The organism is Rhizobium leguminosarum (assembly GCF_004123835.1).
Classification (GTDB): domain Bacteria; phylum Pseudomonadota; class Alphaproteobacteria; order Rhizobiales; family Rhizobiaceae; genus Rhizobium; species Rhizobium leguminosarum_M.
The window spans coordinates 60,128-86,836 of record NZ_MZMU01000015.1 but is presented as its reverse complement, the minus strand read 5'-3'; the positions used below and the strand labels follow the sequence as shown (position 1 = coordinate 86,836).

Sequence of the window (26,709 nt, the reverse complement as noted above, 5' to 3'; positions counted from 1 at the left end):
TGGCGGTTTATTTCGCATCGGGCGGAACATGTGGCCGTTGGGGAGCTTCGGTTAGGTAAATCCCTTTCCGGAGAATGTAGATGGCCAAGAAGACCTCCCAAACCGCGCCCTCGGACGACGCAACGATCCACGATCAGAAACTGCACCGGGGTGCAGGCGGCGAGCTTCATCAGTTTGCCGAAGACGGGATGCCGGTGCTGACCACAGCGCAAGGTGGCCCCGTTTCCGACGATCAGAATACGCTTCGCGTTGGCGCCCGCGGCCCCGCCCTCATCGATGACTTCCATTTCCGCGAGAAAATCTTTCATTTCGACCACGAGCGCATCCCAGAGCGGGTCGTGCATGCGCGCGGTTACGGCGCCCATGGCTATTTCGAAACCTACGAATCCCTGGCCGCCTATACCCGGGCTGATCTTTTCCAGCGGCCCGGCGAAAAGACGCCGGCCTTCGTCCGGTTTTCGACCGTCGCCGGCAGCAAGGGTTCCTTCGATCTGGCGCGCGACGTGCGCGGTTTCGCCGTGAAGATCTACACCCAGCAGGGGAATTGGGACCTCGTCGGCAACAACATCCCGGTCTTCTTCATTCAGGACGCGATCAAGTTTCCCGACGTCATCCATTCCGTAAAGCCGGAGCCCGACAAGGAATTTCCGCAGGCGCAGTCGGCGCATGACAATTTCTGGGATTTCATCACGTTGACGCCCGAAAGCATGCACATGATCATGTGGGTAATGTCGGACCGCGCCATTCCGCGATCGTTCCGTTTCATGGAGGGTTTCGGCGTTCACACCTTCCGCTTCGTCAATGCCGCGGACGAATCGACCTTCGTCAAATTCCATTGGAAACCGAAGCTCGGCCTGCAGTCCGTCGCCTGGAACGAAGCAGTCAAGATCAATGGTGCGGATCCAGACTTCCATCGCCGCGACCTCTGGCAGTCGATCCAGTCGGGAAACTTCCCCGAATGGGAACTCTGCGTGCAGCTTTTCGATCAGGATTTCGCCGATACGTTCGACTTCGACATCCTCGATCCGACGAAGATCATTCCCGAGGAGATCCTTCCGGTCAAACCGATCGGCCGTCTCGTGCTCGACCGAATGCCAGAGAACTTTTTTGCAGAGACCGAGCAGGTCGCGTTCATGACGCAGAACGTTCCCCCCGGCATCGACTTCAGCAATGATCCGCTGCTGCAGGGACGAAACTTCTCCTATCTCGATACGCAGCTGAAACGTCTGGGCGGTCCGAATTTCACCCATCTGCCGATCAACGCGCCGAAATGTCCGTTCCACAATTTTCAGCAGGATGGCCATATGGCGATGCGCAATCCTGTCGGGCGCGTCAATTATCAGCCGAATTCCTGGAATCAGGGGCCGCGGGAATCGCCGGTTCAGGGCTATCGCCACTTCCCCGCCGATGAACAGGGTCCCAAGGTTCGGCTGCGGCCGGAAAGCTTTGCCGATCATTACAGCCAGGCCCGGCAATTTTACATCAGCCAGACTCCCCCGGAACAACGCCATATCGCCGCGGCGCTGATCTTCGAGCTGAGCAAGGTCGAAACGCCAGTCATTCGTGAGCGCATGGTCTCGCATCTTTTGAACATCGATGAGACGCTGGCCAGCAAGGTCGGCCACGCCCTCGGCTTCAAATCGATGCCGAAGCCTGCCGATGCGGCCATGCCGACGCGGCAGGATCTCGAACCGTCGCCGGCGCTCAGCATCGTCGAGCGCGGTCCGAAGCGGTTCGAAGGGCGCAAGCTCGGTATTCTTGTCAGCGATGGCACCGATGCCGCTATCTTCAAGGCGTTGCTTGCCGAGATCACCGAGCAGAAGGCAGCGTTCGAAGTGATCGCGCCAAAGATCGGCGGCGTGACGCTCTCGGACGGCAATTGGATCGAGGTGCATCAGATGATCGACGGCGGACCTTCGGTGCTTTACGACGCCGTCGCCCTCCTCCCCTCAGCCGAGGGAACCGGCGATCTGCTGAAGGAGGCAACGGCCCGCGATTTCGTGGCAGATGCCTTCGTGCACTGCAAGTTCATCGGTTATGTGGAAACAGCGCTACCGCTCATGCAGAAGGCCGGAATTGCCGATTCACTGGATGAGGGCGTGATGGCGCTCGGAGCGGCGAAGGATGTCACGGCTTTTATCATGGCGCTTGGCAAACTGCGGGTCTGGGGCCGGGAGCCATCGGTCAAATTGAATTGACCGTCTCGTCGTCATCTCCGCGAGAGAATGGCATGTCGTAAGAACAAAACCCGCGAAAACGCGGGTTTTATCTCGTTTGCGGCGCCCTATTTATTGAGCCGACGTGATGAACTCTCATCCATCTTCCGTTTTGCGGGCTGTGGAGAGCCGTAATGCGCTGGCCGAAGTTCCTCGCGCCGCCGAGGTCAACCCAGAGGTCCGAAGCCCTCCTTTGATGCCCACGGAGAATTGCCGTTTATAAGCCGGTACCCGCAGGCGGTGGCCCCGTGCCGCAAAAGAAAAAGATATCTGAATAATTTAGCTGGTTCGCCCAGGAGAAGTGCACCCCGCCCACTTAAAAATGCGCCAAAAACATTGTGCACTGCAGCAACCTTTTCGTAGACTGACGCGTTTAGATCAGCATCACCGCCATCCCGGCTGCTGATTGGCGGAGACTTTCATGAGATCTATGTCAGACACCCTCGCACGCCTTGCTGCGCTGCGAGGAACCCTTCGCGCCCAACCCACGCAGGACAATCCCGATCTCGTCGCCTTGGACGCATTTGGCTCAAACCCGGGCGCCTTAGGGGGCTACACCTATCTGCCGTCGAAGCGCGGGAAAGACATGGCCCTGGTCGTCGTCCTGCACGGCTGCACCCAGACTGCCGCCGGGTATGATATCGGATCCGGGTGGTCGCGATTGGCCGAGGATTATGGCTTCGCGCTGCTGTTTCCCGAGCAGCGACGGGCAAACAATCCAAATCTCTGCTTCAATTGGTTCAACCCAGAGGACATTCGCCGGGATCACGGCGAGGTCTTTTCCATTCGCCAGATGATCGCAAAAGTCGTTGCGGAACACGGTATCGACAGCAGGCGTGTGTTCGTGACCGGACTTTCGGCCGGCGGCGCCATGACAGCCGCCATGCACGCCACCTATCCCGAGGTTTTTGCGGGCGGCGCGATGATTGCCGGCCTGCCATATGCAAGTGCTGCAACCATTCCAGAGGCGTTCGACCGAATGCGCGGCCATGGCGGCCCGACTGCCAAAGAGCTGGAACGGCGGTTGAGAAACGCTTCAGGGCACAAGGGCCGATGGCCGACATTAGCAATATGGCAGGGAACCGCAGACAGCACCGTCGTGCCATCCAATGCGAATGCGATCGTAGAACAATGGAGAAATGTCCACGGCGTCGACGCATCGCCAGCCCGTGTGGAAGATATCGGACGACATCAGCGAAAGGTCTGGACTGATGCTCATGGCGTCGAAGTGATCGAGCTCTATACGATTGCCGGGATGGGGCATGGTACGCCTCTCGATGTCGGCACCGGCTACGGGACAAGCGGCCCCTTCATGCTTGACGCCGGAATTTCCTCGACCGTCGAAATTGCCAGGTCCTGGGGTCTGGTGCCCTCATTTGAAAAACGGCGCGACGCGAAAGCCTCTGCTGCGCGACCGGAAAACGCTGCAGATCCATTCGGCACAGGTAGCGATCGTGGCGGCATCCAGAAGGTCATTGAAGATGCCCTCCGGTCCGCTGGGCTGATGAAGTAGTCATGTCGCTAATTAAAGTGGAGATTTGTAGACAAGATTAAATACGCGGAATAGGAATGGCGCTCATCGTCATACGGGGAGACACCATGGTTCCGCTTTCGCTTTTTATCACAGCAGCTTCGCGCCGCCGCACGGTGGCTGCACTTGCCGCCGTGCTGTTTGCACCGACAGCTTTTGCCGATGAGATCGTCTTCAAGGATCAGGGGAACCGCGAGGTGCGGCTGGCAAAGGCTGCCGAACGTGTCGTCTCGATCGTTATCCCAATGGCTTCCACCGTCATCGCGCTGGATGGTAGCACCCGGAAGCTCATTGGTATGAACCCGACGGCAAAGAGCGCTGTTGTCGAAGGGATTCTCGGAAAGATATTCCCCGAGGCGAAGGATATTCCGTCGGACGTGACGGCGCCGAATTTCGTGCCGAATGTCGAGGCGCTCACCGCCGCCAATCCCGATCTCGTCATTCAGTGGGGTGATCGCGGTGCCGATATCGTCGCGCCTATCACCAATGCCGGCCTCACCACGATGCTGATCCTCTACGGCACGGAAGAGCTGACCCGCGATTATATGACCATGGCCGCGAAGGCAATCGGCAAGCCGGAGCGGATCGGCGAACTGGTGGAATGGCGCGACCGCGTCCAGAAGGATATCCAGGCCAAGGCGACTGCGATCCCCGACGACAAGAAGCCGAACGTTCTCTATCTCGGTCGCGCGCTCTCCGATATCAGCGCCTCCGGCACGAAGGGCAATTACAATGCCTGGTCCATCCAGCTTGCCGGCGGCAGAAACGCCTCGGACGAACTCAACGGCACGGTCTCGGTGAACAAGGAACAGATCGCAGCGTGGAACCCCGACGTCATCTTCCTCAATGCTTTCGAGGCGAAGCTGAACATCGACTGGGTCTATAACGATCCGATCCTGTCTCTCACCAATGCCGCCAAATCCAAGCGGGTCTACAAGATGCCGCTCGGCGGCTATCGCTGGGATCCGCCGAGTCAGGAATCGCCGTTGTCCTGGATGTGGACGGCCAACCTGCTCCATCCCGAGATCTTCAAATACGACCTGCGCGCAGAAATGAAGACGGCCTACAAGACCCTTTACAACTACGACCTGGCCGATAGCGATATCGACAATATCCTTTGGCTGAGGGAACAGGGCGCTGCCGCCGACTACGCGCAGTTCGAGGCAAAGTGACGTCATGGCGACGATAACGCAGGAGGAGACGGCGCCGGCTGCCCGCCGGGTTCACCTCGCCAGGCAGACACTGGTCTTCGCCTTGCTGCTGGCGCTGCTGGTGATCGCCTTCACCGTCAGCCTTTGCGTCGGGCGGTTCTCCGTGCCAGCTGGACGCGCGCTCGAACTGATCTGGCAAGGGATCAGCGACCCGTCGCGGGAGCTTGCCGGGATCGACGAACGCATCGTGCTGCTGGTGCGTGCGCCGCGCGTCGTGCTTGCTGCACTTGCCGGCGCCGGGCTCGCCATCTCGGGCGCCGGCCTTCAGGGCGTGTTTCGAAATCCGCTGGTTTCGCCAGACATACTGGGCATTTCCCAGGGTGCAGCCTTTGGCGGCGCGCTGGCGATCATGCTCGGCATCTGGGGATTTCCGCTGATCGCGATGGTGTTCCTCTGCGGCATGGCGGCCGTCATCCTGGTGGGGCTGCTGTCGCGCATCAACGGCCGGTCGGAAACGGTGACCGTGATCCTGTCGGGGCTGGTCATCAGCTCGATGTTCTCGGCCGTCGTCTCGCTGCTGCAGTTCATCGCCGATCCCAACACCTCCCTTCCCGCCATCGTTTATTGGCTGATGGGGTCCTTTGCGACGGCCACCTGGGAGCGCACGCTGGTGGCAGCACCGGGCCTCATCCTCGGAAGCTGCTTCCTGTGGATGCTCCGCTTCCGGCTCAACATCCTGTCGCTCGACGAAGCCGAAGCCCGCAGCCTCGGCGCCAATACCATACGCGAGAGATGGCTGGTCTTCTGCCTCATCGCCGTCATCGTCGGCAGCCAGGTCGCGGTTTCGGGCATCATCGGCTGGATCGGCATCGTCATTCCCCACGCCGCCCGTCTGCTGGTCGGCCATGATCACCGCGCGCTGCTGCCGGCAGCCGCCGTGCTCGGCGCAGGATTCATGGTCTGCATCGACACCCTCGCTCGCACCGCGACGGCCGCCGAAATCCCGCTCGGCGTCATCACCGCCCTTGTCGGCGCGCCAATCTTCGCGGCTCTCCTGCGCCATCACTATCGCGAAAGGACGGGATCATGATCGGATTGACGGATGCAGTCGTCAGGTTCGGGGTGCGCACCATCCTCGACCGCCTGAGTTTCTCTGTTGCCGTCGGGCGGTCGCTCGCCATTCTTGGTCCCAACGGACGTGGCAAGACGACGACGCTGAAAGCCATGCTCGGCTTCCAGCGGCTGGACGAAGGCAGCCGCGTGGCGCCTACCATTGTCGGCTACGTCCCGCAGACTGGACGCAGCAACCAGCGCTACCGCGCCATCGACGTCGCAGTCATGGGGCGGGCAGCGCATCTCGGCCTGTTCGGACAACCGGGACCCTCCGATTTCGAGATTGCCCATTCAGCACTTGAGCGGGCGGGAGCGGCCCGCTTTGCCGATCATTTCTTCGACCGGCTTTCCGGCGGCGAACGGCAACTCGTGCTTCTGGCGCGAGCGCTCGCCACCGGGTCGGAGGCGATCGTCCTCGACGAGCCGGCGGCGGCACTCGACCTTCGCAACCAGGAGCGGCTGCTGAACCTGCTCAAAAGCCTGCGCGAACCGCGCGACAAGGCAATCGCCTTCACGACGCATGATCCGAACCATGCGCTTGCCGCGGCCGACGATGCGCTGCTGATGATGCCCGATGGTCAATCGCTGTTCGGTCCGGTCGCGGAGACGATCACGCCGGAACATCTGGAACGGCTTTACGGTGTCCCGATGCGGGTGGTCGAGCTTATCGGCCCGACAGGCGACAGGCATCAGGCGGTTCTGCCGGCCTTTGCGGGAATTCGCGCCGCATGAGCATCCTTCTGATCCAGTCGCATTCTCAAAACCCTTTCACCCTGAGCGCGCCGCCCTTCGCAGAAGCGACCGCGCAGGGCAAGCTGATCACCGTGCGCGAGACGGAGCTGACGGAGGCCCATTTCGCTGCGGCAAGCGGCCTGATCACCACCATCCATCTCGATCAGATCGGCTTCCTCAAATATGCCTCGGTAGTGACATCCTTCCTCGACCGCGGCGGCCGGTGGATCTTCAACGGCCACATACTTCGGCCGATCCTGCCGGAACTCGGCGCCTATATTCCCATACCGCAGCCAAAACGGGCCGACTTTGTCCAAATCAGGCGCTTCAATCATCCGGTCTTTGCCGGCATCGATCAGAGGAAGCTGGAAACGAACCGCGGCGTCGCCGGTTTCTACGGCCGCGGACACAATCCGATGCCGGCAGGCGCCGTTGCGATCAATACGTTGGGACCGGCGGCGGTACCCGTCGACTGGATATGGGCGCGACCCGCGGGCGGAGAGATATTGTCGCATGCCGGAAACGAGTTCTGGGGTTGCGGAGACGATCCCGAGATCACCAAGCAGCTGGCCGGCTGCGCTATCGCCTGGCTGGCGGGGGAGCTGAACCGATGAGCGTGCTTGCGATCCATCCCGGCGCCTACTACCACATCGAGACGCTGGAAGCGCCGCGTTACCGGCATTATTTCGACCGCCTGGTGCGACCGGAGGAGCTGCCCTCGGTCGAACTCAGCGAACACCTGGTACTGTTCATTCCCTGCCGGACGCCGGCGGACCGGATGGCGCCGCATGCGGCGCAACTGCGCGCCTATCTCGACCAGGGCGGCACGATCGTTGCGACCGGCGAGACGGCATGGGAAGCGTTCCTGCCAGCGATCCATTTCACGCCGCAACCGACAGACTGGTGGTGGTGGCTGACCGAGGGCGCCGATCTCGGCGTCAGGATCCCAGCACCCAGCCATTCGCTGTTCGAACATCTCCGGCAAGACGACCTGACCTGGCACCTTCATGGCTGGTTCGACCCACCTGAGGGCGTCGAGGTTCTGGCGGTGAACGAGGAAGGCAAGCCGATCCTCTATGTAGACGAGGTCACGACGGCGGGGCGCATGGTGATCACCAGCCTCGACCCCTGCTTCCATCATGGATCGCATTTCATGCCGGCGACGACGCGCTTCCTGGATGGTTTCCTTCCGTGGATGCGCAAGGAATTGGACAAGGGAAAATCGGAATGAACGAAACGAAGATCGAAGTGCTCGAAGACGGCAAGCCGCTTGCCTACGGCTTCACCGACATCATGCATTATCACGGCTATGGTTTCCCAGGCGGCGTCGCCCATGCCTTCAAGGTGATGGAGCGCGCCTTTCCCCTGCTCAGCGCCGAGGGACCGCCGGAGCGCCGCGAAATCTCGATCCGCACGGCCTTTCGCGGTCCGGGCGGGCGTGACGCCTTCGAAATGGTGACACGCGCATTAACGGAAGGACGCTACAGCGTCGACCCCTCGCTCGACCGGCCGGAGCGCGGCGATATCCTCGCCCGCTACGTCTTTGAACTCAGCTATCGCGGCCGCGCCGTCACCCTGCAATTGCGCGACGGCCATGTCCGCGAGGATTTCATGATGCTCGGCCGCAAGCCCGACCGGACATCCCAGGAAGAGGAGCGTCTTGCCTGGCTAAAGCAGGAGATGGCGGACCGCCTGCTGGCGCTCCCGCCGGAGGCGGTTTACGAAGAGGGATAGGGACGACCCACTCTCACAAGCAAAGCGTCAAATCTTGCAGATCGACCACGATCGGAAAGACGAGTTCAACAGCGCGTTTTCGGTCCAGATCCGGCAGACCTCGCCGAAGATCGCCGCTATCGGTTTTGAGACTTGGGCAGTGGTCCGTTTTGGTGGCTGAAGACCAGTTCGCTCTGGACATCTTGCTGAAACTGCAGCACCCGCTGACCGACATCGCTCTCCGGCATCCCGGCCGCCAGAAGCTGATCGGCAAGCCTGCGGCATTCGGCCTTCCAGAATTCTATCGCATCTGCGCCATGCCGCCGGCCGAGTTCGCGAGCGCAGCGCTCGACATTGGCAGTTCCGGTTCCAGCGGGAAAGGCAATAATCCTGCCTTCATTGGCGCCGGCAGGCCGGCGGGTCATTTCAGTAGTCATCGAACACAGGTTCCTTTGATCCTATTCGTTGTCTACGGGACTATGGTTAAAGCTTTCTATCCTTCGCACCTGCTCCTGTTCGGCGAAGCAAAATTTGCAGCCGCGGTCGCGAAGCTGCCTCGCCTTCGACCTTGACGCCGGCACGCCGATGCGCCGACAGTCCGCATGACGACACACCGAGGCAGCAGAGACCACCGATGACACTGACCGCTCCCCGCGACTTCCTGAAAAGCCTGTTCGACGCGGCGGTTCGCGCCGCCGATCCGCTGACCGGCATCAAGGCGCATCTGCCCCATAGGCCGAAGGGAAGGACCGTGGTGATCGGCGCCGGCAAGGGCGCAGCGCAGATGGCGCGGGCGCTCGAAAGCGTCTGGGGTGGAGCGCTCGAAGGTGTGGTGGTCACCCGCTATGGCTATGGCTGCGAGACACGCGGCATCGAGATTATCGAGGCCGCCCATCCGGTGCCGGATGCGGCTGGCCTTGCCGCCGCAAAGCGGCTGACGGAGACGGTGAACGGGCTGACGGAAGACGATCTGGTGATCGCGCTGATCTGCGGCGGCGGCTCGGCGCTGCTGCCCGCCCCGCCGGAGGGGCTGACCCTCGAAGACGAGATTGCGCTCAACGAAATGCTGCTTGCCTCGGGCGCGCCGATCTCGGCGATGAATGTGGTGCGCAAGCATCTCTCCACCATCAAGGGTGGGAGACTTGCGGCAGCGACCAAAGCGAGGGTCGTCAGTCTGATCGTCTCCGACATTCCCGGCGACAACCCGGCCCATGTCGCCTCCGGGCCGACAGTGGCTGATGGTTCGACGCGACACGATGCGCTCGAGATTGTCAGGCAATACGGATTGCAGCTGCCGCAGGCCGCGCTCGATCATCTGAACTCGCCGAAGGCCGACGCGCCGCGCCCGGACGATCCGATCTTCTTAATGCACGCGCATCACATCATCGCCTCCGCCGGCGTCTCGCTGGAGGCGGCGGCCGGTCTGGCAAAATCGCAGGGGATCGAGCCGGCCATTCTTTCGGATGCGATCGAGGGGGAATCGCGCGACGTGGCGCTGGTGCATGCGGCCATCGCCCGCGAAGTGTCGGGCCGCAACAGGCCGTTTCCGAAGCCGGTCGTCATCCTTTCCGGTGGCGAGACGACGGTGACGCTGCGCGCCAAGGGCGGCAAGGGCGGACGCAACGGCGAATTCGCGCTCGCCATGGCGCTGGCGATCGACGGACAGGAGGGCATTCATGTCCTGGCGGCCGACACGGACGGGATCGACGGCTCGGAGGATAATGCCGGCGCCTTTGCCGATGGCGGCACGGTGAGGCGCCTGCGCGCCGCCGGCCTCGATCCGCGCCGGCTGCTCGACGGCAACGACAGCTATTCGGGCTTTGCGGCCACCGGTGATCTCTTCGAAACCGGCCCGACTGGAACCAACGTCAATGATTTCAGGGCCATCCTGATCCGCTAGACCGGGGTCAGGTCTCGATCCTCCCCTGCCCGACCAGCCAGCCGACCGATTCCTGCACCGCCTGCAGGGAGGTGTATCTCGGGGTGTATCCCAGCAGGCGTTTGGCTTTGGCGATCGAGCAATTCGGGCTGCGGGCGATATGTTCCCAGGTCGCCTTCGCATCTTCGGCCGTCTGACTTTCGGCCCAGGCGTCGAATGGGGCGAAGCTGAGCTTCGGCTCGTGCCCGAACCAGCGAGACATGGATTCGGCATAACCGCGAAGGGTCAATGCCTGCTCCGAAACCGCGTGGAAACTTTCGCCGGTCGACGCATTCCAGTTGGCGATCGCATCCATGAACATCGCCGCCACGTCATCGGCATGGACGTGATGAACGGTCTCCAGGCCGAAATGGGGCAGCGCCAGGGTCTCTCCGCGGGCAAGGGTCGAAAAGACCTGCAGGTTGAAATTGCCGGCCGGATTGAGCGGCGTCCAGCCGGGACCGACAATGTGCCCGGGATGGATGATGGTTGCCGGAAATCCGCGAAGCCTTACCTGCTGCAGCAGATAGGTTTCGATATCAGCCTTCTGCGTCCCATAGTCGCCGAAGGGAAATTTCGGCGTCTCCTCCAGCGTGGGTACGACCGTCGAATGGCCATGCGTCCAGATCGTGCCGGTATGCAGGAAGTGACCGACATGCCCCGACAGCGCCGTCACCAGTTGTTCGGCGCTTTCCAATGTGAAGCAGATCATGTCGATGACGATATCGGCTTTCACTCCACGCACGGCCGGGCCGAACTCACCCGTCCGCTCCATGGCTGCCCGGTCCATCTGACGCTGATCGACGGAAGCCCAGGCGTGGTTTGCCGTATAGGGCTTCGCCGTGCCTCGGCTGATCGTGACGACGTCGTGACCTGCCTCCACCAGACGGGGAACGAGATAGGTTCCGACATGGCCCGTTGCCCCGATTACCAAAACCCGCATCATCGTTCCTCCCTTTGCATTTCCGTGTCGAATATGCTGCACTTAGGTGATCCTGCAAGCAGACTTTTCGTGATCAAGTCGGCTCAACCAGGCCCGCTATCGATTCTTGAAAACAAGACAGGTGCCGCCATGCTTGCGGATCTGGTTGCAGAGGTCGTTGGCTTCCAAGCGTGTCTGCCGGCCGATGCGGGCAGCATAACGCGGGCGAAAACCGAAGCTGCGATCGCGCTGGCGCAGGATCAGCGGCTGCTCCGCATTCAGGGGCGCCGGCAGATCCTGCACGGCATCGAGAAACATGCGCCGGGCGACCGCGACATTCGCATTCGCCGCAAGCTGGATGCCCCAGGGCGCCCATTCACCCTCCTGACGCCAGGGTGTGTCCTTCAATGTCCGCCGTTCGGCAAGCGCCACGCAGCCATCGAGAAACGGCTTGTCCTTGTCGAGCGGGGCGGCCGCATCTTCCGGGGGATTATCCTTCCATTCCTCGATCGTATGTGCGGTGATTGCGAGGACGTAGCCGCGCGTCTCGTAAGGTAATCTCCCTGACGCAAGGTAAGAGGAAAGTCCATTTTCGCCGGCATTGTAGGCGGCGGCGGCAAGGCCGAGATTGCCGAAACGATTGCGCAATTCGTCGAGATACTGCGCCGATTTCCGCAGGGCTTCCAACACCTGGTAGCTGTCTTCAAGACCGCGCAGTTTCGCCGTTCCAGGCATGAACTGCGCAATCCCCTGCGCTCCCTTGAAGCTGACGGCATCGGGGCGAAAGGTGCTTTCCCGCCAGATGAGACGGGCGAAATAATCCGGCGGCAATTGATTGGCGCTGGAGAAATGCTCGATCGCGACGCAAAGGTCGCGGTTGAAACTGTCCTTCCGGATGCAGAGCGTTTCACCCGATCCCGACGCCGAAGGACCTGAATAGAGACAGGCCGGCGCCCCAGTGTTTCCTTCCGGCTGGGCCATCATAGGGTCCGCTTGGGAAAACAGAAGACAGAGCGAAAGCATGGCCTTGGCCGATCTCTTCCCAATGTCGGACTGACGTTTTCGGCGTGTCATCGGATCTCATGAGGTTTGAACTTCCATCACGACGCTGGATTCTAGATATCATCGATCGAGGCACGACGCTTCCCCATTTCCATATCTGCACCTGAGTTGCTGGCACGGACGGGTCACGGGTTTTTAATTTCGCCATCGATTTTGGAACAAACATATTCGACCTGCCATGGTCGCAGCGTCATCCTGCTTACCAGGAAATCGAGCAAACGAGGATACGCAGATGATTGATCTCCACTACTGGCCGACGCCGAACGGCAAGAAGGTTTCGATCTTCCTGGAGGAAACCGCCACGCCCTATCGGCTGGTGCCGGTCAATATCGGCCGGGGCGACCAGTTCAAACCCGATTATCTAAAGCTCAACCCCAATCACCGCATGCCTGCCATCGTCGATCACGAGCCTGCCGATGGCGGCGGTCCCTTGAGCGTGTTCGAATCCGGCGCGATCCTCTTCTACCTCGCCGAGAAGACCGGAAAATTCTGGCCGCAGGATCTGCGTGGCAAATACGAGGTCACGCAATGGGTGATCTGGCAGATGGCGAACCAGGGGCCGAAACTCGGCGAAGCCGGTCATTTCCGCCGCCTCGGCGATCGCGAAGGCGATCAGTCCTACGCGGTGCGGCGCTTCACCGACGAAGCCAACCGCCTTTACGGCGTTCTCAACATGCGGCTTCGCGACCGGCGTTATCTCGCCGGCGACGAATTCACCATCGCCGACATCGTCAGCTATCCCTGGACCGTCAACTGGCAGGCCCAGGGTCAGGACATCAACGAGTTCAAGCATTTCAAGCGATGGTTCGAGGAACTCAGTGCAAGGCCCGGCGTCCAGCGCGGCCTTGCGGTGGGCGCCGATCTTAGCACCGACAACAGCAAGCTCTCTGAAGAGGAACAGGCGCGCATCCGCAAGATCCTCTACAACCAGCGCGCCCTTCCCGTTCCGGATTGAGCCCAAGCACCAGCAAAGGGCGCAGCGGTTTGCGTCCGGAATTGCGCAACAACAAGGCGCAACGGAGCGACATTCTTCCAGAATGCCTGCACGAAAAAGCCGCCGGGCCATATGGCCGCGGCGGTCTGGAGAACAGCTTGAAAGCAGCAATCAGGCCGTCGGCTGCTTGGTCTTCCTGAGATAGGGCAGAACCGTATCGAAGGAGCCGAAACGCGTGATCGCGTCTTCGTTGGACACCGCGGCGGTGATGATGACGTCCTCGCCCTGGTTCCAGTTCGCCGGTGTGGCCACCTGGTGCTTGGCCGTCAGCTGGATGGAATCGATGGCGCGCAGGATCTCATTGAAATTGCGGCCCGTCGTCATCGGATAGGTCAGGATCAGCTTGATCTTCTTATCCGGACCGATGATGAAGACCGAACGCACCGTCGCATTGTCGGCAGGCGTGCGGCCTTCCGAGCTCTCGCCGGCGCCGGCCGGCAGCATATCGTAGAGCTTGGCGACCTTGAGGTCCTTGTCGCCGATCAGCGGATATTCGACGTCGAAACCGGTGGCGGTCTTGATGTCGCTCTTCCACTTGGCATGGCTTTCGACCGGATCGACGGAGATGCCGATGATCTTGGCGCCACGCTTGGAAAATTCCCCGGCCAAGCCAGCCATGGCGCCAAGCTCAGTGGTGCAAACCGGCGTGAAATTCTTCGGATGCGAGAACAGGACGGCCCAGCCGCTGCCGATCCACTCATGGAAGCTGATCGGTCCCTGGGTGGTGTCGGCGGTAAAATCGGGGGCAATATCGTTGATACGTAAGCTCATGGTCGGCCCTCCAAAGCCTTGTGTTCAATGTTGTTTATTTCAAATCGAGGCCATGGGATCCGTCCGCCGGAAGCGGTCGCGAGATTGCGGTCAACAGGATCGCACCGGCCGAAGGTAAAAACTTCCCATTCCAGGATTTTAAGTAAGTCATATACCACGATCACCGAAGGCATGCTCTTTCGATTTCCGGCCTACTGCGGTATTATTTTTCCGGCAAGTGCGCGCGATGAAGAGACCGATGGTTTTCCATCGGTCCCCGTTCAAAGCCGCGGGAGAACCGCCGCCCCTCGCTCAGGCGGACTGGATCGATTTGATCCTGTCGATGCCACCGACAACAGGCGCGAAATCGTCCCACACGCCCTGGGCGCCTTTCTGCCATTCGTCGAAGGCTTCCGGCTTCAGAAGCTTTCCACCATTGGCAAGCGCCGTCTCGACGGATTTGGATTCGTCGTCGACGATCAACTGGTTGAAATAGGCAGCCCCTTCGCTGGAAGCCTGCTGGAACACCGCCTTCTGCTCGTCGTTGAGGCCGGCCCAGAAGGTCGAGGCATAATAGACGACGCCGGATGCCCAGATGTGGCCGGTCTCGGTCATATCGGGCACGACCTCATAGAGCTTGAAGCCGGCATAGGCCGATTTGGTCAGATCCATCGCGTCGGCGACGCCGGTTGCGAGCGCATTATAGGTCTCGGTGATCGGAATGCCGATCGGCGTCGTGCCGAATGCGCTCCAGAGCTTGGTGTGCAGCGGGCTCTGGATGACGCGGATGCGCTTTCCCTTGAGCTGCTCCGGCCGTGTCACCGGTTCCTTGGTCAGGAGATGGCGGGCTCCGTAATTGATGAAATCGCCGACGACGAAATTCTGCGCCTGCAGTTTCTGCTTGAGGTCGGCGCCGACATCGCCGCCGACGGTCCTGCGGACATGGTCGGCATCGCGGAAGAGGAAGGGCAGATCGAGGATCTGCAGTTCCGGCGCCCAGCCGGAGAGCGACGAGACCGTCGAGAGGCTGGCCTGGATGGAGCCGAGGCGCACGCCTTCGGCCACTTCCTTCTCGCCGCCGAGCGCACCGTTTCTGACGATATTGAACTTGAACTGGCCGGGAAGCTTCGCTTCGACCAATTCGCCGATCTTCACCCAGATCTTCGTCTCCGGCTTGTCGTCGCCGAGCAGCGAGGCGATCGTGATCGTCGTCGTGCGGGCGGCGGCGGTGCGGACGAAGGCGGGCGCCGCCAGCGCCGCACCAGTGAGCGCTGCGGTCTTCAGGAAATTGCGGCGGTTGAAATTGTCCATGGGGTTGTCCTGTTTACGAGAAGATGATGGCCCAGGCGCAGAGGATTGCGAGCGAGACCAGGAGAGCGAGCAGATAGGGAACCACCGCCCGAAAGAGCTCTGAGGCGGGAATGCGCGTGACGCCGCTGACGACGAAGATCAGCATGCCGAGCGGCGGCGTCAGCCCGTGGATCATCAGGTTGACGACGATGATCACGCCGAACTGAGTGGGATCGATGCCGGCGGCGACCGCTGCCGGCAGCAAGATCGGGCCGAAGAGCAGGATGGCGGCGCCGATATCGAGAACGAGGCCGACCACCAGCAGGATAACGTTCGACAGCAGGATGACCGCAAGCGCGCTGCCCCCGAGCACTGTCGTCAGATGCGAGATCAGTCCGGATACGTCGTCGACCGCCAGCAAAAAGGCAAAGGGGCCGGCCGTGCCGATGAGGAGACCGATCGCTGCCGCTTCGACTGCTGCCTGGCGAAAGGCGGCATAGAGCGAGAGAATACCGAGGCGCGCACCGATGCCGAGCAGCAGCGTGTAGAAAGCAGCAAGAGCGGCGGCTTCGGTGGTGGTGACGATGCCGATGCGGATGCCGACGACGACGATGACGCCGAGCCCGAAAGCCGGGATTGCCTGGATCGCTGACTGCCAGCGCTGTTTCGCATTTGCGCGCGGCAAGGGCACCTGCTCACGCACGGTCAGATGGATGGCGACCGCCAGGCATATGGCCATCAGGCCGCCGGCGACGAAGCCGCCGACGAGCAGCGAGCCGACGGAAAGATTGGTCGCCGTCGCAAGGATGAGAAATGCGATCGACGGCGGGATGACATTGTCGAGAACCGATGTCGAGGCGATGATCGCCGCCGCCTGCGCCGGAGGGTAGCCGTGTTTGACCAGCTCGGGCTGGAAGGTCGATGCGCCGAAAGCGGCATTTGCGACCGACGAGCCGGAGGCGCCGGAAAAGAGAACGCTGGTCAACAGCGTCGTCTGCGCCAGCCCGGCTCGGCGATGACCGACCATGGCGGCGGCGAAGCGCACAAGCTGGTTGGCGACGCCGGAGGCAGTGAGAAGACCACCGGCGAGCAGGAAGAAGGGAATGGCGAGCAGCAGGAATTTCGAGATACCGGTGACGGTGGCGGAAACGACCGCCGGCTCCGGCAGGCTGCTGCCGAAGGCGATGACGACATAGGCTGCGGCAAGAAAGGCGTGCGGCAGCGGCGCAGCAAGCACGAGGCCGACCGCGGCGATCAGTCCGAGAAAAATGCTCGGCGGCCAGTCGAGATCGAGCGAGACATGCGGGATGCCGGCATAGAGCGCGACACCGACGGCAAGCGAGAGCAAAACCGGCAAGATCTTGCCTTCCGTGATGCGCTGCAGAAGCAGCACGACGAGGATCAGCGCGCCGCCGGCGCCGAGGAAGCCGAAGCGGATCCATTCCGGCACGCCGAGCGTCGGCGAGACGCCGCCGAGCATCGTCATGATCTCGCTGCCACCGAAGGCAAGGATCAGCGACGAGAGTACCGTGAAGACGTCAGCGCCGATCCGCGTGAGCGGCTGCAGGTTTTCCGGCAGCATCTTGACGAAGACGTCGAGGCGCATGGCAAGCGCGCTGTTGAGGCTGAGCGGCGCGCCGAGCGCGATCAGACCCACATGCAGCCAGATACCGAGATCCTCGGCGCCGATGAAGCCGGCGCTGAAGAAATAGCGAAGGCAGACTGTGACGAGCACCATCAAGAGCAGCACGGCGAGAACGAGTGCCGCGGCAATGCCGAGAATCGCTTCGACCGCCCGCAGCAGGCGCGCTGACACCCCGCCCTCCGGCGCGGCCTGTTCGATCGGATGAAATTCACTGGCCACAGAACTTACCTTCCGCCATGAGAATCAGGCGTCCTGACAATCAAAAGATCGCGATCGACGAGTATCGACCAGGTGTCATTGCGCGCCTTCGAGACTCCCTGCTGAGACCGAACCGCGACTGCACCTTTCGCTGAAACAAAAGACTTCCTCAAGCAGCCGCATGCAGGAAAAGACAACAGATCGACGTCAGCCGTTGATCGGATTAGAATGTATGCAGGACTATAACTGCGGCCAAAAGCGGCAGTTTGATTATTTTTTGTGCGTATGCATTTATGCACACTTTTAAGGCGGGCGCGCTTGCCAAAATTGCTGCAGTGCGTCATGAGTATAACAATGACGCATCTCGATCTGACAATTCTGGTGATCGACGAAAATGCCATTCGCGCCTCCATCATCGAAGAAGGCCTGCGCGAGGCAGGGCATGTGCGCGTCACCGTCGTGCATGAGGTCAACGGCATTGCGCGAATCATCGAAACGCTGATGCCCGACGTGATCATCATCGATATCGAAAATCCCAACCGCGACATGATGGAGCACCTGTTCCAGCTGACGCGCACCGTCAGCCGCCCGATCGCCATGTTCGTCGATCGCTCCGACACGGCCTCGATCGAGGCAGCTGTCGATGCCGGCGTCTCGGCCTATATCGTCGACGGATTGAAGAAGGAACGCGTCAAACCGATCCTCGACATGGCGGTCAGCCGCTTCAATGCCTTCAACCGGCTGCGGCGGGAGCTTGCCGATGCCCGCTCCGCGCTGGAGGAACGCAAGCTGGTCGAGCGCGCCAAGGGCATATTGATGAAGATGCGCGGCCTGTCGGAGGAAGAGGCTTTCGCCCTGCTGCGCCAGACAGCGATGAATGAAAAGAAGAAGATGTCGGAAATCGCCCAGAGCGTCGTCACTGCCGCGGGGCTATTGATGTAATGGCCGACCTGATGAATTTCCGGAGGAAACCGGAGTGGACATGATGACAACGACCTCCAATTTCGGCGGCGAGCTGCCCTCACCCGTGCGGGTGAACAACGAAGGACCGAAAGTGCTGCGGGCCGGTTTCATTCCGCTGGTCGATGCATCGGTACTGATTGCGGCGGCGGAATTCGGCTTCGCGCGGAAGGAAGGCCTGGCGCTCGATCTCGTCAAGGACGTCTCCTGGGCGAATGTGCGCGATCGCCTGGCATTCCGCCAGTTCGACATTGCCCACATGCTGTCGCCGATGCCCGTCGCCTCCATGCTCGGTCTCGGCTCCAATCCCTCACCGACGATCACCCCATTTTCGCTGGGGCGCGGCGGCAACGCGATCACGCTGTCGACGCGGCTCTTCGACAGGATGCGGAATGACGCGGGATTGCCGGAAACGGCAAGCGCGCTCGACAATGCCGGCGCCCTGGCAAAAACATTGGCGGCAATGAAGACCCGCGGCGAGCCGCTGCCGACTTTCGGGGTCACCTACCCCTTCTCCTCCCACAATTACGAATTCCGCTACTGGCTGGCAGCCGGCGGCATCGATCCCGACAGGGATGTCAAGCTCGTGGTCGTGCCGCCGCCCATGACTTCGGATGCGCTGGCAGCCGGTGCGATCGACGGTTTCTGCGTCGGTGCGCCGTGGAACATGGTCGCTTCGGAGCGCGGCGTCGGCCGCATCGTTGCCGCCAAACAGGATATCTGGCCGTCGGCACCGGAAAAGGTGATCGGCATGCGGCCGGACTGGGCGGAAAGCCATCCGGAAACCGTTTCCAGGCTGATCGTGGCCCTCGACGCGGCAGCCCAGTGGTGCGATCGGCCGGAAAATCACGACACGCTGGCGGAAGCTCTCGCCGACCCGCGCTATATCGCTGCCCCCGTCGAAATCATTCGCCGTGTGCTCGCCGGCGAATTCAGCCTCGATGCAAAGGGTAACCGCCGCATCATCGCCGATTATTTCATGTTCCATTCCGGCTTCGCCAATTATCCCCGGCCAAGCCATGCGCTGTGGATCTACAGCCAGATGATCCGCTGGGGACAGGCCGAGATTAGCCTCAACATGGCAAGGGCCGCAGCATCCGCTTACCGGCCGGATCTCTATCGCACGGCTCTCGGTGACGACAACGCACCTGAAGATGCCGATATCCGCATCGAGGGCGGTGACGAGGGCGACCGTTTCATGGACGGCCACGTCTTCGACCCGGCGAGGCTGCCGGATTATGTCGCAGGTTTTGCCGTCAAAAGCGCCCTCGCCTTTGTTTGCGACGACGAGGTCTAACCGATGCCGGCCTGCACAAAACGCCAGCAAGCATCTGCCCGCCTCACGACAAGCGCACAAAATATTTGCATGAGCGGGTGCCGGCCCGAAAAACAAGCAGGCGGCGCATTTCGGAAAATATTATTTGTATTCAGTGACTTGAACGTATATCGCCAAACTGGCACGCAGCTTGCATGATCTTTAAAAGCACCGATCAATGGCGATCAGCGCAGAGTGAGCCAGCGATAGACGCTCACGGCAGACACAGAGATTGCTCTTCGGATTGAAGAGGTAGGTTTTAGCTTGAGCAATCCGGCCAACGGATCGCCTCCAGGCAAATGGGCTAGAAGGCCCAAGAATTCGGCGTCCAACGGCGGGCGCCACCAGCAAAGCCGCTGATCAGGATATTTCGCGCACCTTGTGTATGCGCGTCCTGAGCAGCGGCTTTTTGTTTTAACCCTCAGCGATGGATCGGCACGACCTTGTCGGGCCTCGGAGAAGTTATGTCTGTCATCGAGAAATCACAGCCCATGTCCCCCGGCGAACCAGCCAAGGCATTATGGATCTCCACTGTAGCCTTCACCCTCTGTTTTGCCGTCTGGACGATTTTCGCGATCATCGGCATTCGCATCAAGCAGGATCTCGGCCTGAACGAGGCCGAGTTCGGATTGCTGATCGGCACCCCCGTGCTCACCGGTTCGCTGGTGCGCATCGTTCTTGGCATCTGGACGGGCCGTTACGGCGGCCGTCTCGTTTACACGCTCACCATGCTGGCCGCCGCATTGGCGACCTTTCTGCTCTCTTACGCCCAGACCTATACGCAGATGTTGATCGCCGGCCTCGGCGTCGGCCTTGCCGGCGGCTCCTTCGCAGTCGGTGTCGCCTATGTCTCGCCTTTCTTCCCGGCGGAGAAGCAGGGAACCGCGCTCGGCATCTTCGGTGCCGGCAATGTCGGCGCGGCCGTGACCAAATTCGCAGCCCCCTTCGTGCTGATCGCATGGGGCTGGCAGGCGGTTGCGGAGATCTGGGCCGTCGGTCTGGCGCTGATGGCAATCGTCTTCTGGTTCACCACGACCGATGATCCGGCCTTTCGTCTGCGCCGCGAACGCCGCGCTGCTTCCAAGAGTTTCGCGCAGGAATTCGCGCCGCTGCAGAACGTTCAGGTCTGGCGCTTCTCGCTCTACTATTTCTTCGCCTTCGGCGGCTTCGTCGCCCTGTCGCTGTGGCTGCCGCGCTACCTCGTCGGCGTCTACGGCTTCAACCTAGAAACTGCCGGCATGATCGCGGCCGCCTATTCCATTCCCGGCAGCATCTTCCGCGCCTTCGGCGGCGTGCTGTCGGACAAGAAGGGCGCACGCAGCGTCATGTACGCGATGTTTGCCGTGTCGGCCGTGGCCACCCTCATCCTGTCATTGCCGGCGACTGCCATCACCCCTGTCATCTTCATCGTCGTCATCTTCGTGCTCGGCTTCTTCATGAGCCTCGGCAAGGCCGCCGTCTACAAGCACATTCCGGCCTACTACCCCGAAAACGTTGGCGCAGTCGGCGGTGTCGTCGGGATGATGGGCGGCCTTGGCGGCTTCATCCTTCCGATTGCCTTTGGCCTCCTCAAGGACATGACCGGCCTTTGGTCCAGCTGTTTCCTGCTGCTCTTCGCGATCGTCGTGATCTCTCTCATCTGGATGCACCTGTCCGTAAAGCAACTGTCGCGCCAAGGGCATTCGGCGCCCGTGGCTGCAACCTGATCTAAGGACCTGGAAATATGACCGAAAAACTCGTCATCATCGGCAATGGCATGGCGCCCGGGCGCATGCTGGAGCACCTCTTCGAGCAGGCGCCGGGACGCTATGAAGTTACGATCTTCAATGCCGAGCCGCGCGTCAATTACGACCGCATCATGCTGTCGCCGGTTCTCTCCGGAGAAAAGGACTACGAGCAGATCATCATTCACGGTGACGGCTGGTATATCAAGCACGGGATCATGCTTTACAAGGGCCACAAGATCGTCAACATCGATCGTGCCGCCAAGACCGTCACCTCCGACCACGGCGTCACCGAAAGCTACGACAAGCTGGTGATCGCAACCGGTTCCGTGCCTTTCATCATCCCTGTTCCCGGCAAGGATCTGCCCGGTGTCATCACCTATCGGGATCTCGACGACGTGCAGGCGATGTTGCTTGCCGCCCAGTCGCGCGAAAAGGCTGTCGTCATCGGCGGCGGCCTGCTTGGCCTGGAAGCAGCGGCCGGCCTTGCCCAGCGCGGCATGGACGTCACCGTCCTGCACGTCATGCCGACGCTGATGGAGCGCCAGCTCGACCCGGCCGCCGGATATCTTCTGCAGAAGGCGGTCGAGGAACGCGGCATCAAGGTCATCTGCAAGGCCAATACCAAGGCGATCGTCGGCAACGGCAAGGTCGAGGGCATCGAGCTTGACGACGGCCGCATCATCCCGGCAACGCTGGTCGTCATGGCCGTCGGTATTCGCCCCAGTGTCGGCCTGGCGAAGGACGCCGGCCTTGCGGTCAATCGCGGCATCGTCGTCGATGCCGGCATGCAGACCTCGGACGGCAATATTCTCGCGCTCGGCGAATGCGCCGAGGTGGGCGGCATGGTCTATGGCCTCGTTGCGCCGCTCTATGAAATGGCCCGTATCGCCGCCTCGCATCTCTCCGGCGATCGCTCGCCGGCCTTCGTTCATGCGGATACGCCGACCAAGCTCAAGGTCACCGGCATCGAGCTTTATTCACTCGGCGACTTCGCCGATGGCGACGACCGCGAGGAGATCGTGCTGCGCGATGCCAGCGCCGGCGTCTACAAGCGCCTAGTGCTGAAGGACAATAAGATCATCGGCACCGTACTTTACGGCGAAACTGCCGATGGCGCCTGGTTCAATGACCTGAAGAAGAAGGCAACCGATATTTCGGAGATGCGCGAGACGCTGATCTTCGGACAAGCCTATCAGGGAGGGTCGCCGCTGGACCCTATGGCGGCCGTTGCAGCCTTGCCGGATGACGCGGAGATTTGTGGCTGCAACGGCGTATGCAAGGGCAAGATCACTTCGACGATTTCAGGCAAGGGGCTGACGTCGCTCGACGACGTACGCGCCCACACGAAGGCATCCGCCTCGTGCGGTTCCTGCACCGGCCTCGTCGAACAACTCATGGCGCTGACGCTCGGCGACAGCTACAATCCGACTGCGGTACAGCCGATGTGCACCTGCACCGAACTCGGCCATGACGACGTTCGCCGGCTGATCAAGGCCAAGGGGTTGAAAAGCATCCCTGCCGTCATGCAGGAGCTCGAATGGAAGACCTCCTGCGGCTGCGCCAAATGTCGGCCGGCACTCAACTATTACCTGGTCTGCGACTGGCCGGACGAATATGCCGACGACTACCAGTCGCGGTTCATCAATGAACGCGTGCATGCCAACATCCAGAAGGACGGTACCTATTCCGTCGTTCCGCGGATGTGGGGCGGCGTCACCAATTCGAACGAGCTGCGCGCCATCGCCGATGTCGTCGACAAGTTCGAGATCCCGATGGTGAAGGTCACCGGCGGCCAGCGTATCGACCTGCTCGGCATCGAGAAGGAAGACCTGCCCGCCGTCTGGGCCGATCTCGGCAAGGCCGGCTTCGTCTCCGGCCAGGCTTATGCCAAGGGTCTGCGCACCGTGAAGACCTGTGTCGGCTCGGACTGGTGTCGCTTCGGCACCCAGGATTCCACCGGTCTCGGCATCCGGATCGAAAGGTTCATGTGGGGCTCCTGGACGCCAGCCAAATTGAAGATGGCCGTCTCCGGCTGCCCGCGCAACTGCGCGGAAGCAACCTGCAAGGACATCGGCGTGATCTGCGTGGATTCCGGTTTCGAGATCCATTTCGCCGGTGCGGCCGGTCTCGACATCAAGGGCACGGAGGTCCTTGGTCTTGTCCGGACCGAGGATGAGGCGCTGGAGTATATCGTGGCCCTGACGCAGATGTACCGCGAGCAGGCCCGCTACCTCGAGCGCATCTACAAATGGGCCAAGCGCATCGGCCTGGAGGAAATCCGCCGCCAGATCATGGGCGATGCCGAAAAGCGCAAAGCCTATTACGACCGCTTCGTCTTCTCCCAGAAATTTGCCCAGGTCGACCCCTGGTCGGAGCGTGTCTCCGGCAAGGACAAGCATGAGTTCAAGCCGATGGCGACGATCGGCTATCCGCAGGCTGCAGAATAAGGAGATGGACATGAACTGGATCGCAATCGGTGACATCTCCGACATCCCGCTGCGCGGGGCGCGCTGCGTGAAGACGCCGCAAGGCAAGATCGCCGTCTTCCGCACGGCCGAAAACGAGGTCTTCGCCATCGAGGATCACTGCCCGCACAAGGGCGGCCCGCTCTCCCAAGGCATCGTCCACGCCAAGTCAGTCACCTGCCCGCTGCACAACTGGGTGATCTCGCTGGAAACAGGCAAGGCGCTCGGCGCCGATGAAGGCGAGGTTCGGACGATCCAGGTGCTGAACGAAGACGGCAGGCTGTTCATCGCTCTGGAAAGCCTGATGATGGCGGCGGAATAGATGGCGGCGGAGGTCAAGACCACCTGTCCCTATTGCGGTGTCGGCTGCGGCGTAATCGCCACGGTCGACGAGGCCGGCGCAGTCAGCGTCAAAGGAGATCCCGAGCATCCGTCGAATTTCGGCCGGCTCTGCTCGAAGGGTTTAGCCCTTGCCGAAACCATCGATCTCGATGGCCGGCTTCTCCATCCCGAGATCGAAGGCAAACGGAGCGGCTGGGACGAGGCGCTTGATCTGGTCGCCCGCCGTTTTTCTGAAACGATCGCCGAACACGGGCCTGACGCCGTTGCCTTCTACGTCTCGGGCCAGTTGCTGACCGAGGATTACTATGTCGCCAACAAGCTGATGAAGGGCTTCATCGGCTCCGGCAATATCGACACCAATTCAAGGCTTTGCATGTCCTCTTCCGTGGCGGGGCATCGCCGCGCCTTCGGCGCCGATACGGTGCCCGGGACCTATGAGGATATCGAGCTTGCGGATCTGGTGGTCCTGACCGGCTCCAACCTTGCCTGGTGTCATCCCGTCATCTACCAGCGGCTTGCCGCTGCAAAGACGGCGCGGCCAAACATGCGGATCGTCGTCATCGATCCGCGCCGCACGATGACATGCGACATCGCCGACCTGCATCTCGCCATCCGTCCGGACGGCGACGTTGCGCTGTTCATGGGACTGCTTGCCCATCTCGCGACCAGTCCGGCAATCGACCAGAATTATATCGGCGCCCATACCGAAGGTTTCGGCGATGCTTTTGCGGCCGCCGCCGCGCTTGATATCAACGATCTCCTGGAACGGACCGGCCTGCCCGCCATGCAGATCAGGGAGTTCTTCCGCCTGTTCGAGACGACGCCTAAGGTCGTGACCTGCTACAGCCAGGGCGTCAACCAATCCTCCTCCGGCACCGACAAGGTCAATGCCATCCTCAACTGCCACTTGGCGACCGGCCGCATCGGCCGCCCCGGCATGGGACCGTTTTCGCTGACCGGCCAGCCGAACGCCATGGGCGGGCGCGAGGTCGGCGGTCTCGCCAATATGCTTGCCGCCCATATGGCGATCGAGAATGCCGAGGACCGCGACCGCGTGCAGCGCTTCTGGAACTCGCCCGTCATCGCCGCCAAGCCCGGCCTGAAGGCGGTCGACATGTTCCAAGCCGTGGCCGACGGGCGCATCAAGGCGCTGTGGATCATGGCCACCAATCCCGTCGTCTCGATGCCGGATGCCGACAGCGTCGAAAGCGCGATCGCTGCCTGTCCCTTCGTCGTCGTATCGGACATCCTGAAGGAGACGGATACGACCCGGCACGCAAATGTGCTTCTGCCCTCGCTCGGCTGGGGCGAGAAGGATGGCACCGTCACCAATTCCGAACGGAGAATTTCAAGGCAGCGGCCGTTTCTCGACGTCCCCGGCGATGCAAGGGCCGACTGGTGGCAGCTTGCGGAGGTCGGACGCCGCATGGGATTTGCCGCCGCCTTCGATTTTGATGCGCCGGCCGCAATCTTCGACGAGCACGCCGCGCTTTCCACCTTCGAAAATAACGGCAGCCGCGACTTCGACATCGGCGCGCGCGCCGGCATGAGCGGCGGGGCGTACGACGAACTGTCGCCCTTCCAGTGGCCGCAAGCGGCAGGGACAGAACCGAGCATCACCCGCTTCTTCGCCGAGGGCGGTTTCTTCCATCCCGATGGCAAGGCGCGCTTCGTCGCGGTCAAACCACCCGCAACCGATCGCACCAATGCCGAGTACCCCTTCACGCTGAATACCGGTCGCATCCGCGACCAATGGCATACGATGACGCGAACAGGAAAGAGCGCGCGGCTTTCCGCCCATATCGCCGAACCATTTGCCGAGATCCATCCGCGCGACGCGATCGAGACCGGTATATCAAGTGCGGGCCTGGTCGAGATCGACAGCCCGCACGGCAAGGCAATCGTCAGGGCGCTGGTGACCGATCGCCAAGCCCGCGGCGGCATCTTTGCGCCGATGCACTGGAACGACCAATTCGCCGCAAGAGCACGGATCGACGCCGTGGTCGCGCCGATAACCGATCCCATTTCCGGTCAGCCGGCGTCGAAGAACGTTGCCGTCGCCGTCCGGCCCTTCCGCGCCACCCATTACGGTTTCGCCGTCTGCGCCACAAAACCCGCCACGCCCGACGCCGCCTATTGGGCGCAGGCAAAAGCCGCCGGCGGCTGGCGGCTGGAGCTTGCCTTCGGCGAAACCGTCGAAGACTGGACGGCCTGGTGCCGGGCGGTTTTCGCCATTCCAGCCGAGATCGAACCGCTTGGTTATGCCGACCGGCAATCGGGCGACCTCAGGCTTGCCTTCTTCGACGGCGAGGTCCTGCTTGCGGCGCTGTTTCTGGCACGCGAGCCCGTCGCTGTCGCGCGCAACTGGGCGATCTCACAGCTCTCCGCCTCGCATGGCGACCTCAGGAAACGCTTTGCGCTCGTCGCGGGTCGTCCCGGCGCAGGCAGGCCGGATCCAGGCGCAACCGTCTGCTCCTGCTTCAGTGTCGGGGTCAACCAGATCGCTGCTGCCGTGCGCGGCGGATGTCACAGCATCGAGGCGGTCGGCAAGGAAACCAGCGCTGGAACCAATTGCGGCTCCTGCCGCAGCGAAATCGGCAGCATCATCGATCGCTGTCTTGCCGCAGCCGCGGAATGAATCGCGCAAAAGCGAGCAGGACGCAGC

The 26,709-nt window shown here is 61.6% G+C and carries 22 protein-coding genes; 16 read left to right on the top strand and 6 right to left on the bottom strand.

Annotation, left to right across the window (positions count from 1 at the left end; translation table 11 throughout):
* The first annotated feature begins 80 nt into the window (after positions 1-80).
* The 8 genes from B5P46_RS22575 to B5P46_RS22540 all read left to right on the top strand — a co-directional run bounded on the left by B5P46_RS22575 (position 81) and on the right by B5P46_RS22540 (position 8,477).
* Positions 81-2,198 carry a catalase gene (locus tag B5P46_RS22575; protein ID WP_129420682.1) on the top strand — a complete coding sequence of 706 codons (2,118 nt, stop codon included), beginning with the start codon at positions 81-83 and terminating at the stop codon, positions 2,196-2,198.
* A 439-nt stretch (positions 2,199-2,637) separates the two neighbouring features.
* Positions 2,638-3,729: an extracellular catalytic domain type 1 short-chain-length polyhydroxyalkanoate depolymerase gene (locus B5P46_RS22570; protein WP_129420949.1), complete on the top strand. Its 1,092-nt coding sequence runs from the start codon at positions 2,638-2,640 to the stop codon at positions 3,727-3,729.
* A 56-nt stretch (positions 3,730-3,785) separates the two neighbouring features.
* Positions 3,786-4,919 (top strand): ABC transporter substrate-binding protein, encoded by a 1,134-nt coding sequence (locus B5P46_RS22565; protein ID WP_129420681.1) that lies wholly within the window; start codon positions 3,786-3,788, stop codon positions 4,917-4,919.
* 4 nt (positions 4,920-4,923) lie between these two features.
* On the top strand, positions 4,924-5,988 hold the full coding sequence (locus tag B5P46_RS22560) for a FecCD family ABC transporter permease (protein WP_129420680.1): 1,065 nt from the start codon (positions 4,924-4,926) through the stop codon (positions 5,986-5,988).
* Entirely contained in the window at positions 5,985-6,743 is a 759-nt protein-coding gene (locus B5P46_RS22555; protein WP_129420679.1) for an ABC transporter ATP-binding protein, read from the top strand. The genes B5P46_RS22560 and B5P46_RS22555 overlap by 4 nt, the downstream gene beginning before the upstream one ends.
* Positions 6,740-7,357 carry a hypothetical protein gene (locus tag B5P46_RS22550; protein WP_129420678.1) on the top strand — a complete coding sequence of 206 codons (618 nt, stop codon included), beginning with the start codon at positions 6,740-6,742 and terminating at the stop codon, positions 7,355-7,357. The genes B5P46_RS22555 and B5P46_RS22550 overlap by 4 nt, the downstream gene beginning before the upstream one ends.
* Complete coding sequence (locus B5P46_RS22545) at positions 7,354-7,974, top strand: hypothetical protein (RefSeq protein ID WP_129420677.1); 621 nt, start codon at positions 7,354-7,356, stop codon at positions 7,972-7,974. Before B5P46_RS22550 ends, B5P46_RS22545 begins: the two co-directional genes overlap by 4 nt.
* Positions 7,971-8,477 (top strand): hypothetical protein, encoded by a 507-nt coding sequence (locus B5P46_RS22540; protein WP_129420676.1) that lies wholly within the window; start codon positions 7,971-7,973, stop codon positions 8,475-8,477. Before B5P46_RS22545 ends, B5P46_RS22540 begins: the two co-directional genes overlap by 4 nt.
* Before the next feature lie 116 nt (positions 8,478-8,593).
* On the opposite strand, the gene B5P46_RS22535 is transcribed toward B5P46_RS22540, so the two are convergent.
* Positions 8,594-8,893 carry a DUF6074 family protein gene (locus B5P46_RS22535; protein ID WP_129420675.1) on the bottom strand — a complete coding sequence of 100 codons (300 nt, stop codon included), beginning with the start codon at positions 8,891-8,893 and terminating at the stop codon, positions 8,594-8,596.
* Positions 8,894-9,090: 197 nt separating this feature from the next.
* On the opposite strand from B5P46_RS22535, the gene B5P46_RS22530 reads away from it, so the two are divergent.
* Entirely contained in the window at positions 9,091-10,356 is a 1,266-nt protein-coding gene (locus B5P46_RS22530) for a glycerate kinase type-2 family protein (RefSeq protein WP_129420674.1), read from the top strand.
* Between the two features lie 7 nt (positions 10,357-10,363).
* Here the strand turns inward: B5P46_RS22530 and B5P46_RS22525 are convergent, their stop codons facing one another.
* Together B5P46_RS22525 and B5P46_RS22520 are read right to left on the bottom strand one after the other, a co-directional pair.
* The gene (locus B5P46_RS22525; RefSeq protein ID WP_206735389.1) at positions 10,364-11,320 is read right to left on the bottom strand and encodes an NAD-dependent epimerase/dehydratase family protein; all 957 of its coding nucleotides are present in this window, start codon (positions 11,318-11,320) and stop codon (positions 10,364-10,366) included.
* Positions 11,321-11,413: 93 nt separating this feature from the next.
* Positions 11,414-12,370 carry a lytic transglycosylase domain-containing protein gene (locus B5P46_RS22520; protein ID WP_129420673.1) on the bottom strand — a complete coding sequence of 319 codons (957 nt, stop codon included), beginning with the start codon at positions 12,368-12,370 and terminating at the stop codon, positions 11,414-11,416.
* Positions 12,371-12,590: 220 nt separating this feature from the next.
* Here B5P46_RS22520 and B5P46_RS22515 point away from each other — a divergent pair, with 220 nt between their 5' ends.
* Complete coding sequence (locus tag B5P46_RS22515; RefSeq protein ID WP_129420672.1) at positions 12,591-13,313, top strand: glutathione binding-like protein; 723 nt, start codon at positions 12,591-12,593, stop codon at positions 13,311-13,313.
* Between the two features lie 150 nt (positions 13,314-13,463).
* Here the strand turns inward: B5P46_RS22515 and B5P46_RS22510 are convergent, their stop codons facing one another.
* The 3 genes from B5P46_RS22510 to B5P46_RS22495 form a co-directional block, all read right to left on the bottom strand.
* The gene (locus B5P46_RS22510) at positions 13,464-14,123 is read right to left on the bottom strand and encodes a peroxiredoxin (protein WP_129420671.1); all 660 of its coding nucleotides are present in this window, start codon (positions 14,121-14,123) and stop codon (positions 13,464-13,466) included.
* 291 nt (positions 14,124-14,414) lie between these two features.
* On the bottom strand, positions 14,415-15,413 hold the full coding sequence (locus B5P46_RS22500; protein ID WP_129420670.1) for a TRAP transporter substrate-binding protein: 999 nt from the start codon (positions 15,411-15,413) through the stop codon (positions 14,415-14,417).
* A gap of 13 nt (positions 15,414-15,426) precedes the next feature.
* Positions 15,427-17,256: a TRAP transporter large permease subunit gene (locus B5P46_RS22495; RefSeq protein WP_129420669.1), complete on the bottom strand. Its 1,830-nt coding sequence runs from the start codon at positions 17,254-17,256 to the stop codon at positions 15,427-15,429.
* 333 nt (positions 17,257-17,589) lie between these two features.
* Between B5P46_RS22495 and B5P46_RS22490 the strand changes: the two genes are divergently transcribed.
* The 6 genes from B5P46_RS22490 to B5P46_RS22465 all read left to right on the top strand — a co-directional run bounded on the left by B5P46_RS22490 (position 17,590) and on the right by B5P46_RS22465 (position 26,682).
* Entirely contained in the window at positions 17,590-18,177 is a 588-nt protein-coding gene (locus B5P46_RS22490) for an ANTAR domain-containing response regulator (protein WP_018241751.1), read from the top strand.
* Positions 18,178-18,211: 34 nt separating this feature from the next.
* Complete coding sequence (locus B5P46_RS22485) at positions 18,212-19,492, top strand: CmpA/NrtA family ABC transporter substrate-binding protein (protein WP_206735388.1); 1,281 nt, start codon at positions 18,212-18,214, stop codon at positions 19,490-19,492.
* A gap of 482 nt (positions 19,493-19,974) precedes the next feature.
* Positions 19,975-21,216: an MFS transporter gene (locus tag B5P46_RS22480; RefSeq protein ID WP_129420667.1), complete on the top strand. Its 1,242-nt coding sequence runs from the start codon at positions 19,975-19,977 to the stop codon at positions 21,214-21,216.
* A 17-nt stretch (positions 21,217-21,233) separates the two neighbouring features.
* Entirely contained in the window at positions 21,234-23,684 is a 2,451-nt protein-coding gene (gene nirB / locus B5P46_RS22475; RefSeq protein WP_129420666.1) for a nitrite reductase large subunit NirB, read from the top strand.
* A gap of 4 nt (positions 23,685-23,688) precedes the next feature.
* Complete coding sequence (gene nirD / locus B5P46_RS22470; protein ID WP_017960132.1) at positions 23,689-24,024, top strand: nitrite reductase small subunit NirD; 336 nt, start codon at positions 23,689-23,691, stop codon at positions 24,022-24,024.
* Entirely contained in the window at positions 24,025-26,682 is a 2,658-nt protein-coding gene (locus B5P46_RS22465) for a nitrate reductase (protein WP_129420665.1), read from the top strand.
* The last annotated feature ends 27 nt before the right edge of the window (positions 26,683-26,709 follow it).

Coding starts and splice junctions, on each gene's coding strand:
- B5P46_RS22575 (WP_129420682.1), top strand. CDS start 81: ATGGCCAAGAAGACCTCCCAAACCGCGCCCTCGGACGACGCAACGATC.
- B5P46_RS22570 (WP_129420949.1), top strand. CDS start 2,638: ATGAGATCTATGTCAGACACCCTCGCACGCCTTGCTGCGCTGCGAGGA.
- B5P46_RS22565 (WP_129420681.1), top strand. CDS start 3,786: ATGGCGCTCATCGTCATACGGGGAGACACCATGGTTCCGCTTTCGCTT.
- B5P46_RS22560 (WP_129420680.1), top strand. CDS start 4,924: ATGGCGACGATAACGCAGGAGGAGACGGCGCCGGCTGCCCGCCGGGTT.
- B5P46_RS22555 (WP_129420679.1), top strand. CDS start 5,985: ATGATCGGATTGACGGATGCAGTCGTCAGGTTCGGGGTGCGCACCATC.
- B5P46_RS22550 (WP_129420678.1), top strand. CDS start 6,740: ATGAGCATCCTTCTGATCCAGTCGCATTCTCAAAACCCTTTCACCCTG.
- B5P46_RS22545 (WP_129420677.1), top strand. CDS start 7,354: ATGAGCGTGCTTGCGATCCATCCCGGCGCCTACTACCACATCGAGACG.
- B5P46_RS22540 (WP_129420676.1), top strand. CDS start 7,971: ATGAACGAAACGAAGATCGAAGTGCTCGAAGACGGCAAGCCGCTTGCC.
- B5P46_RS22535 (WP_129420675.1), bottom strand. CDS start 8,893: ATGACTACTGAAATGACCCGCCGGCCTGCCGGCGCCAATGAAGGCAGG.
- B5P46_RS22530 (WP_129420674.1), top strand. CDS start 9,091: ATGACACTGACCGCTCCCCGCGACTTCCTGAAAAGCCTGTTCGACGCG.
- B5P46_RS22525 (WP_206735389.1), bottom strand. CDS start 11,320: ATGATGCGGGTTTTGGTAATCGGGGCAACGGGCCATGTCGGAACCTAT.
- B5P46_RS22520 (WP_129420673.1), bottom strand. CDS start 12,370: ATGACACGCCGAAAACGTCAGTCCGACATTGGGAAGAGATCGGCCAAG.
- B5P46_RS22515 (WP_129420672.1), top strand. CDS start 12,591: ATGATTGATCTCCACTACTGGCCGACGCCGAACGGCAAGAAGGTTTCG.
- B5P46_RS22510 (WP_129420671.1), bottom strand. CDS start 14,123: ATGAGCTTACGTATCAACGATATTGCCCCCGATTTTACCGCCGACACC.
- B5P46_RS22500 (WP_129420670.1), bottom strand. CDS start 15,413: ATGGACAATTTCAACCGCCGCAATTTCCTGAAGACCGCAGCGCTCACT.
- B5P46_RS22490 (WP_018241751.1), top strand. CDS start 17,590: ATGACGCATCTCGATCTGACAATTCTGGTGATCGACGAAAATGCCATT.
- B5P46_RS22480 (WP_129420667.1), top strand. CDS start 19,975: ATGTCTGTCATCGAGAAATCACAGCCCATGTCCCCCGGCGAACCAGCC.
- nirB (WP_129420666.1), top strand. CDS start 21,234: ATGACCGAAAAACTCGTCATCATCGGCAATGGCATGGCGCCCGGGCGC.
- nirD (WP_017960132.1), top strand. CDS start 23,689: ATGGACATGAACTGGATCGCAATCGGTGACATCTCCGACATCCCGCTG.
- B5P46_RS22465 (WP_129420665.1), top strand. CDS start 24,025: ATGGCGGCGGAGGTCAAGACCACCTGTCCCTATTGCGGTGTCGGCTGC.